Origin of the sequence: Escherichia sp. MOD1-EC5990, assembly GCF_002965285.1 — a bacterium.
Lineage (GTDB): Bacteria > Pseudomonadota > Gammaproteobacteria > Enterobacterales > Enterobacteriaceae > Escherichia > Escherichia coli_F.
Genome location: NZ_PTRV01000027.1, coordinates 50478 through 59111, shown reverse-complemented (window position 1 = coordinate 59111; position 8634 = coordinate 50478). Strand labels below are relative to the sequence as shown.

The window sequence follows — 8634 nt, the reverse complement described above, 5'->3', positions numbered from 1 at the left end:
ATGACGGTAATTTTGTCAATGATTTGTCGGGCAGACGTGGAATATACCAGGCAGGTATTAAAGCCTCATTCAGCAGTACGTTAAGCGGGCATCTCGGGGTAGGGTATAGCAATGGTGCTGGTTTGGAATCCCCGTGGAACGCGGTGGCTGGTGTGAACTGGTCGTTCTGACCATCAACGAAAAAGCCCACATCTGTGGGCTTTCATATCACCAGGAGCCGCGGCTCCTTTGCGTATCCTTTTATGTCTCCTCACCGTCTGGTCGGTGTCTTGCTGAGACTTCTAACTTCCTGTTTTTGTTGGTGTTGTCCTTACACCGTCCAATCATGATTGGTGGGCTGGCGGGAGTTGAACCCGCGTCCGAAATTCCTACATACCATTTTCACTATAGCAAAAACATTAACTTGCGTTTAAAATCAGCAAGTTAGTATTATCTTGTGTTTGTCCGTTTTACTCATTTTTAATGCTCTGTCGCCAATCTGTCGCCATTGTAGGTCAACGAAGGTTGAGCCTTCCCTTTGTTTGTTACAATTTCATCAAAGATAGCTGGATTATTATCTTTCAGTAATCTTGCTAGTATAATGATTTGCCCAGACGAGCCATCATCCTTGAATGAAAGAAAATTATCGGTAATATCAAGAATATCAATGGTAAATTTGAAGTAGGTTTCAATTGTATCGCCAAGTTCAATGCTGGACATGAAGTTAGTAATCATTTCATATCCATCAAAGTATAAAGTTGCATGTTCATTTAACTCCATGGGAGTTAGGCAAAGCATTCGATTAAGTTCGGATAAGTGTTTTTCTATTGAATGAAGAGATTGCATTTGACGGATTAAAACTTCGTCAAACTGAGAGCCACGATTAGATGAATTTATCTTCTCTAGGTTTTTTAGTATATCAACCCAGTGATTATTTACTTCACGTATGTATTCTTTATCTGTATTTTTAGGCCGTCCCTTCTCTGGTGAGCTATTTATGAAAATATATCTATATAGATGTATTGGGTAGTTAATTTTATAACTTATCTCTTTAGTACCATAATGACGTTCGCGTTTAATGGTTTTGTTAGGTAAATTGGTGAAATAATCAGTAACGAACTTTAGATGGCTATAGTAGCTATCAGATAGATTCTTTTGCTTGGTTTCCTCAATTTGTCGGTTTGTTTGAACTGTGCGGTGTATGTTTGCTACGACAGCAACAAATGGTATGGACAAAGAAAGTAAGGCGATAGGAAGCTTGCTAATTGCAATGAAATTATTAAAGCCCTCACTATCAAATTGAGGGGAATGTCCAAGCCAGGAAAATATACCAAAGTATATCGCTGAAAATACAGGAATCCTAAGTGATTGTTTAAATAAGTATTGACTTGTTAATGGCCTTTCATCCATGTTAAAGCCTTTTTTTGATACGCATAGATATAATTCAAGGCATATATATAAAAAATATATTATGATAAGTAAGTACGATATCCATGGGTATTGTTGGATATAGTTATTAACAAGCACTTTCTAATTTTCTCCATCCAAGGTTAGCAAGAGGATTTTTGGTTACAGCATCTTCCAGATGGTCGGGAGCGAAGTGGGCGTAAATCATTGTCATTTTTATATCGACATGGCCCAGAATATCGCGCAGCACCAGTATGTTTCCGCCATTCATCATAAAGTGACTTGCAAATGTATGTCGTAATACGTGTGTGCATTGCCCTTCTGGTAGCTCGATACCAGCTCGTTTAACCGCACGTTCAAAAGCTTTCCTACAAGGTGTAAATAATTTTCCCCTATTCTTAGGCAGTTCTTCATATAAATCCTTTGAAATAGGCACTGTTCGGTTTTTCTTTCCTTTAGTCTTGGTATAAGTGATACGGTATTTTGATACCTGATGACTCTGTAAGTTTTCGGCTTCGCTCCAGCGTGCGCCGGTGGCCAAGCATATTTTTGCAATCATCAGCAGACTGGGGCTTTGAGAATCAGCACAGGCATCCAGCAGACGTTTAATTTCTTCCGGGGTCAGGAACGCCAATTCACCCTCAGCAATTTTAAATGTTGGCAGCCCAGCAAGCGGGTTGGGGGCTGACCAGTGGCCCAGCTTTTTCAGTGTACCAAAAACAGATGATAGGTTGCGCTGTTCAAGATTTACCGTGCGGGGCTTAACGGGCGACATAAGCGTGCCATCTTCATTTCGTACTTCACCTTTTAACCGTGCTTCGCGGTATTTCGTAAACTCACCAGCTGTCAGTTCTGAGGCGATGGGATCGCCTAGACCATTACAGATAATTCTAAGTTTCGCCATGAGGCGCTTGGGGTCTGCGAGTGTTTGACCATACAGGGAATACCACAGCTCAATTAATTCTGATAGATGTCGCCGATCTTCCTTTTCCCCTAGCCATGGTTTTTTGTTCACTTCTTCCATTGTGAAGCTTTCAAACGCAATGGCTTCGCCTTTGGTAGCAAATTGCTTACGCACGCGCTTACCATTGCGTCCATTGGGATAGCACTCACACAACCATTTTCCGTTCGGCTGTTTTCTGATGGTCATAAGTTAGAGGTTCTTGATTACTTTGACTGCACGTCCTACGACTTCCACATCATCTACAGAACATTCAAATGAAGTGTCATCTTGGTTAACTACTATTTTGTTTCCGGGTATGCGCGCAATTTTGACGATGCTTTTAACTCCGTCCATATCGACTAACCAGAAGCCATTACTGACTTGTTTAACAGACGTATCCACTACAAAGCTATCATTAGCTGTTTTAACAAATAAAGCGTTGGATGAGTCACCATCGAGCAGGCTGCTATCAAGAAGAATTTCATCACTTGGCTGCAGTTCGCCGTTCTTCAGTTCAACACGTTTGATGCTAGGAGCAACGATCTTAGAAAGTGGTCTTACAGTGACGGGAGGTTCATTTTTGAGATTTATTTCTTCGTTCTCACACGCATACATATCTCCTTGACCAGTAGCCAGCCATAGAAGGGAAGCTCCTGTTTCAAGGGCACATTGGATTACCCATTCGGCAGGAAAGCTATCCCTTAAGTATCTGTTAGCCATAGTGCTTTTTGATACTTCCAGATGTTCGCAGAGCTGCTGTCGTGAGCTGAAGTTGTAAGCCTTAATAAGCCTATTAATCGCATCGCGCCCACCACTATCATTCCCCGCCTTGATTAAACTCATAATCAAACCTCTTGACGTATATAAAAAGTGATCTTAATATCCATTCATGGTTTGAAAAGCAAAACCAAACCACATAAAACAAGATAAAACGAAACCAAACTAAGAGATACTGCACTATGAGTACTGATATTTCAATTCGTGTACCAAAAGAGATGGCAACGCCTGCTGAGTTCGCGGAATGGGAAGGTATCTCCCGCGGCTCCGTGTATCAAAAAATTCACCATGGTCAGCTTGCTAAATACATGGTCAAGAAAGAAAAAAACAAAGGCCGCGTAAGCCTGCGTTATTTAATGTACAAAACAGATCAGGTCCGTGAATCCCTCGGTCATTCCAACTTCCGCGTCATTGTTGGTAAGTAAGTTCAATTATGAGAACTTTCTAAGGGGGTAGCATGTTTGATTATAAGATTTCCAAACACCCGCATTTTGATGAAGCCTGTAGAGCTTTTGCACTTCGTCATAATATGGCGAAGCTGGCAGAACGTGCAGGAATGAATGTCCAGACTCTGCGAAACAAACTCAACCCAGATCAACCGCATCAGCTCAATGCGCCAGAAATCTGGCTGCTTACCGATCTGACTGAAGATTCAACGCTGATAGATGGTTTTCTGGCACAGATTCACTGCCTGCCATGTGTACCGATTAATGAGGTAGCAAAAGAGAAACTGCCGCATTACGTCATGAGTGCAACCGCAGAGATCGGGCGTATTGCTGCAGGTGCGGTATCTGGCAATGTAAAAACCAGTGCAGGTCGTCGTGATGCTATCAGCAGCATTAACTCTGTAACACGACTGATGGCGCTGGCTGCTGTTTCATTGCAGGCCCGTTTACAGGCTAACCCGGCGATGGCGAGTGCAGTTGATACCATGACTGGCCTTGGTGCTTCATTCGGTTTGCTGTGAGGTGTTTATGCTGACGAAAGAACCATCATTTGCATCGCTGCTGGTAAAACAAAGCCCGGCAATGCACTACGGTCACGGCTGGATCACGGGTGAGGATGGAAAACGCTGGCATCCATGTCATTCACAAGATGAATTGCTGTCTGAATTGACCACGAGGAAACGGAGAAAGTCCAAATGTATGTGGCAGAAAGTGAAGTGGTTTATCAGTTTCGTTACAGAGGGGAGAGTTATTCAGTACCTGAAGATGATTTGCTCTGTTGCTATCCGTCATTGTCGGGCGATGGCAGTTACTTTTTCACGTTAAAGGATGGGACGTTTTTACGGGGAGAGCAGGTTAAAGAGACGATACGAAAAAATGTATCTCCTCTTGAGCGTTACCGTAAGAACAAAAAACGATAGCTGCGTTTGGGGGATATGAAGTATGGCAATTAATGGCGCTGCAGCAACTGTTCCATTAAGCCCCGGTGAACGCCTGAATGGACTTAATCACATTGCGGAGTTAAGGGCGAAAGTTTTTGGCCTGAATATTGAGTCAGAGCTTGAGCGGTTTATTAAAGATATGCGTGATCCACGGGATATCAATAATGAACAAAATAAACGGGCACTGGCTGCCATATTCTTTATGGCAAAAATTCCAGCTGAACGTCATAGCATCAGCATTAATGAGCTGACCACTGACGAAAAGCGGGAGCTGATTAAAGCAATGAATCATTTTCGTGCAGTGGTGAGCTTATTTCCCAGACGGCTAACCATGCCGAATTAACCAACTAATGAAATTAATGGCGTAAACCCGCCGGGCATCCCTTTATCTAAATCCAGGAGAATTGATTATGCGTAATATTGAAACCATCACGACTAAAACCGGACCGGATAATGCAGGGCTTAATATTTTACTGACAGAGGCTCGTCTGGAAGAACGCCGGGCAAGGGCTGAAGCAATGGCAGCTCGCCTTGATAGCCTGGCGTGTCATATCACATCCCGCCAACTAAACCACGTCGAAGCGGCAGAACTGCTGCGTGTGACTGCTGAAGCAATCCAGAACGAAGCGCAGGAGATCCACTGATGGCTGATGCAATGGATCTCGTACAGCAGCGAGTTGAAGAAGAACGCCAACGTCATATCCGTGCTGCCCGTGCCAAAACGCCGGGCGTGTCCCGCGTGCTTTGCGTTGAGTGTGAAGCGCCAATTCCGCCAGCACGCCGCCGTGCCATTCCGGGTGTGCAGCTTTGCATTACCTGTCAGGAAATCGCAGAGCTGAAAGGCAAACATTACAACGGAGGTGCTGTATGAGCACCATCCTGAAATGGGCGGGAAATAAAACCGCCATTATGTCCGAACTGAAAAAACACCTTCCTGCTGGCCCGCGACTGGTTGAACCTTTCGCGGGTTCCTGTGCTGTGATGATGGAGACGGATTACCCCAGCTATCTGGTTGCGGATATTAATCCTGATTTAATCAACCTCTATAAAAAGGTTGCCTCTGATTGTGAATCGTTTATATCTCGCGCCAGAGTTTTATTTGAGATCGCAAACAGGGAGGTGGCTTATTACAACATAAGGCAGGAGTTTAATTACTCCACTGAAATTACTGATTTCATGAAAGCGGTATATTTCCTGTATCTCAATCGTCACGGTTACCGTGGTTTATGTCGCTATAACAAGAGCGGACATTTCAACATTCCCTACGGTAATTATAAAAATCCGTATTTCCCTGAAAAAGAAATTCGCGCATTTGCAGAGAAAGCCCAGCGTGCAACGTTTATCTGCGCAAGCTTTGATGAAACGCTGGCGATGCTGCAGGTGGGGGATGTGGTGTATTGCGATCCGCCGTATGACGGTACGTTTTCCGGCTATCACACTGATGGTTTCACTGAAGATGACCAGTATCACCTGGCATCCGTTCTTGAACATCGGTCATCAGAAGGACATCCGGTCATTGTTTCTAACAGTGATACATCCCTGATCCGTTCGCTGTATCGCAATTTTACTCACCACTACATCAAGGCAAAACGCAGCATCGGTGTAGCAGCTGGTGAGAGTAAATCTGCAACAGAAATCATCGCTGTTTCCGGGCCGCGCTGCTGGGTGGGATTTGATCCTTCGCGTGGCGTGGATAGTTCTGCCGTGTACGGAGTGCGTGCATGAGCCATGCTGATATGAACAACTGCAGCGGCTTTAACAAGGTCGCCGCAGCATTCTCATGGAACAGCCCGAAAAAGGCCATTAACCCTTATCTGGACCCGGCGGAAGTTGCGCCGGTTTCTGCGCTTTCAAACCTGATCACTCTGTACGCTACCGATAACGAGCAGGAACAACTGCGCCGCGAGGCACTGAGTGATCAGGTCTGGGAGCGTTATTTCTTTAATGAATCCCGTGATCCTGTCCAACGCGAAATGGAGCAGGATAAGCTCATTAGCCGGGCAAAGATGGCGCATGAGCAGCAGCGTTTTAATCCAGACATGGTCATTCTGGCTGACGTCAACGCCCAGCCTTCCCATATCAGCAAGCCGCTGATGCAACGTATTGAATATTTCAGCAGCCTGGGCAGGCCAAAGGCTTATTCCCGCTATTTGCGTGAGACGATTAAGCCATGTCTGGAACGACTGGAGCATATACGCGACAGCCAGCTATCTGCATCTTTTCGTTTTATGGCAAGCCATGAAGGGCTGGACGGTCTGCTGATCCTGCCTGAAATGAGTCAGGATCAGGTGAAACGCCTGTCTACCCTTGTCGCTGCGCATATGAGCATGTGTCTTGATGCCGCTTGTGGTGATTTGTACGCCTCCGATGATGTTAAGCCAGAAGAAATCCGCAAGACATGGGAAAAGGTGGCTGCAGAAACCCTGCGACTGGATGTCATACCGCCTGCGTTTGAGCAACTCCGCCGGAAAAGAAACCGCCGCAAACCTGTGCCTTATGAACTCATTCCGGGTTCGCTGGCGCGTATGCTGTGCGCCGACTGGTGGTATCGGAAATTATGGAAGATGCGTTGCGAATGGCGGGAAGAGCAGTTGCGTGCTGTCTGCCTGGTCAGCAAAAAAGCATCTCCCTATGTCAGCTATGAAGCCGTGATGCATAAACGTGAGCAGCGCCGTAAGTCGCTGGAGTTTTTCCGTTCTCATGAACTGGTGAACGAAGACGGCGACACGCTGAACATGGAGGATGTGGTAAACGCCAGCAGCAGCAACCCGGCGCATCGCCGCAACGAGATGATGGCCTGTGTTAAAGGCCTGGAGCTTATCGCGGAAATGCGTGGTGACTGCGCCGTTTTCTACACCATCACCTGTCCGTCACGTTTCCATTCCACGCTAAATAACGGCAGGCCAAACCCGACCTGGACCAACGCGACAGTAAGACAAAGCAGCGATTATCTGGTCGGCATGTTTGCTGCATTTCGTAAGGCTATGCACAAAGCCGGGTTGCGCTGGTATGGCGTGCGGGTGGCTGAGCCGCATCATGACGGCACAGTTCACTGGCACCTGTTGTGTTTCATGCGCAAAAAAGACCGCCGCGCCATTACTGCATTGTTGCGTAAGTTTGCCATCCGAGAAGACCGCGAGGAGCTGGGCAATAACACGGGGCCACGCTTTAAGTCTGAGCTGATAAACCCGCGCAAAGGAACGCCGACAAGCTACATTGCGAAATATATCAGTAAGAATATTGACGGGCGTGGTCTGGCTGGCGAGATCAGTAAGGAAACGGGTAAATCCCTGCGTGATAACGCTGAATACGTTAATGCCTGGGCGTCTCTGCATCGTGTTCAGCAATTCCGCTTCTTTGGCATTCCGGGGCGTCAGGCTTACCGTGAACTGCGATTGCTGGCTGGTCAGGCGGCAAGGCAACAGGGTGACAAAAAAGCAGGTGCGCCGGTACTGGATAACCCGCGCCTTGATGCCATCCTGGCTGCTGCTGATGCTGGTTGTTTTGCCACCTACATCATGAAGCAGGGCGGCGTACTGGTTCCCCGCAAATATCACCTCATCAGAACCGCTTATGAAATCAACGAAGAGCCAACCGCCTATGGCGATCACGGTATTCGTATTTATGGCATCTGGTCACCCATTGCAGAGGGCAAGATCTGCACTCATGCAGTGAAGTGGAAAATGGTTCGTAAGGCCGTTGACGTTCAGGAGGCGGCTGCCGACCAGGGCGCTTGCGCCCCTTGGACTCGTGGCAATAACTGTCCCCTTGCTGAAAATTTGAACCAACAAGGGAAAGACAAATCAGCTGATGGGGATACCAGAACGGATATCACCCGCATGGATGACAAGGAGTTGCACGATTACCTGCACAGTATGAGCAAAAAAGAACGCCGGGAACTGGCAGCAAGGTTACACCTGGTTAAACCGAAACGGCGTAAAGACTACAAACAGCGAATTACAGACCATCAGCGACAGCAGCTCGTGTATGAGCTGAAGTCCAGAGGGTTTGATGGTAGCGAGAAAGAGGTCGATTTACTCCTTCGCGGCGGCAGTATTCCGTCAGGAGCAGGCCTGCGTATCTTCTATCGGAACCAGCGTTTGCAGGAAGATGATAAGTGGCGAAACCTGTATTAATTATG

The 8634-nt window shown here is 46.5% G+C and carries 12 protein-coding genes; 9 read left to right on the top strand and 3 right to left on the bottom strand.

The window, feature by feature from the left end:
• On the top strand, nucleotides 1-170 hold a 170-nt coding region (locus BEB42_RS22680; protein WP_123058320.1), incomplete at its 5' end, for an autotransporter outer membrane beta-barrel domain-containing protein.
• A gap of 289 nt (nucleotides 171-459) precedes the next feature.
• Here the strand turns inward: BEB42_RS22680 and BEB42_RS22675 are convergent.
• The 3 genes from BEB42_RS22675 to BEB42_RS22665 form a co-directional block, all read right to left on the bottom strand.
• Complete coding sequence (locus BEB42_RS22675; protein WP_231539624.1) at nucleotides 460-1389, bottom strand: hypothetical protein; 930 nt, start codon at nucleotides 1387-1389, stop codon at nucleotides 460-462.
• 106 nt (nucleotides 1390-1495) lie between these two features.
• The gene (locus BEB42_RS22670; protein ID WP_000155498.1) at nucleotides 1496-2536 is read right to left on the bottom strand and encodes a site-specific integrase; all 1041 of its coding nucleotides are present in this window, start codon (nucleotides 2534-2536) and stop codon (nucleotides 1496-1498) included.
• Between the two features lie 3 nt (nucleotides 2537-2539).
• Nucleotides 2540-3172 (bottom strand): phage repressor protein CI, encoded by a 633-nt coding sequence (locus tag BEB42_RS22665; protein WP_032252353.1) that lies wholly within the window; start codon nucleotides 3170-3172, stop codon nucleotides 2540-2542.
• 116 nt (nucleotides 3173-3288) lie between these two features.
• Here BEB42_RS22665 and BEB42_RS22660 point away from each other — a divergent pair, with 116 nt between their 5' ends.
• The 8 genes from BEB42_RS22660 (at nucleotide 3289) to BEB42_RS22625 (ending at nucleotide 8629) form a co-directional block, all read left to right on the top strand.
• Nucleotides 3289-3531 (top strand): Rha family transcriptional regulator, encoded by a 243-nt coding sequence (locus BEB42_RS22660; protein WP_000102105.1) that lies wholly within the window; start codon nucleotides 3289-3291, stop codon nucleotides 3529-3531.
• Nucleotides 3532-3563: 32 nt separating this feature from the next.
• Entirely contained in the window at nucleotides 3564-4073 is a 510-nt protein-coding gene (locus BEB42_RS22655) for a phage regulatory CII family protein (RefSeq protein WP_000460855.1), read from the top strand.
• Between the two features lie 7 nt (nucleotides 4074-4080).
• Nucleotides 4081-4377, top strand: coding sequence for a phage filamentation protein Fil family protein (locus tag BEB42_RS27120; RefSeq protein ID WP_071607947.1), 297 nt, complete (start codon nucleotides 4081-4083; stop codon nucleotides 4375-4377).
• A 117-nt stretch (nucleotides 4378-4494) separates the two neighbouring features.
• Entirely contained in the window at nucleotides 4495-4836 is a 342-nt protein-coding gene (locus BEB42_RS22645) for a DUF5347 domain-containing protein (protein ID WP_000996717.1), read from the top strand.
• 67 nt (nucleotides 4837-4903) lie between these two features.
• The gene (locus BEB42_RS22640; RefSeq protein WP_001716853.1) at nucleotides 4904-5137 is read left to right on the top strand and encodes a DUF2732 family protein; all 234 of its coding nucleotides are present in this window, start codon (nucleotides 4904-4906) and stop codon (nucleotides 5135-5137) included.
• Nucleotides 5137-5364 carry a TraR/DksA family transcriptional regulator gene (locus BEB42_RS22635; RefSeq protein WP_000752619.1) on the top strand — a complete coding sequence of 76 codons (228 nt, stop codon included), beginning with the start codon at nucleotides 5137-5139 and terminating at the stop codon, nucleotides 5362-5364. The genes BEB42_RS22640 and BEB42_RS22635 overlap by 1 nt, the downstream gene beginning before the upstream one ends.
• Nucleotides 5361-6218, top strand: a complete 858-nt coding sequence (locus tag BEB42_RS22630; protein WP_043856316.1) for a DNA adenine methylase — start codon at nucleotides 5361-5363, stop codon at nucleotides 6216-6218. Before BEB42_RS22635 ends, BEB42_RS22630 begins: the two co-directional genes overlap by 4 nt.
• A complete protein-coding gene (locus tag BEB42_RS22625; protein WP_105267568.1) occupies nucleotides 6215-8629 on the top strand; it encodes a replication endonuclease in 2415 nt (804 codons plus the stop codon). Before BEB42_RS22630 ends, BEB42_RS22625 begins: the two co-directional genes overlap by 4 nt.
• The last annotated feature ends 5 nt before the right edge of the window (nucleotides 8630-8634 follow it).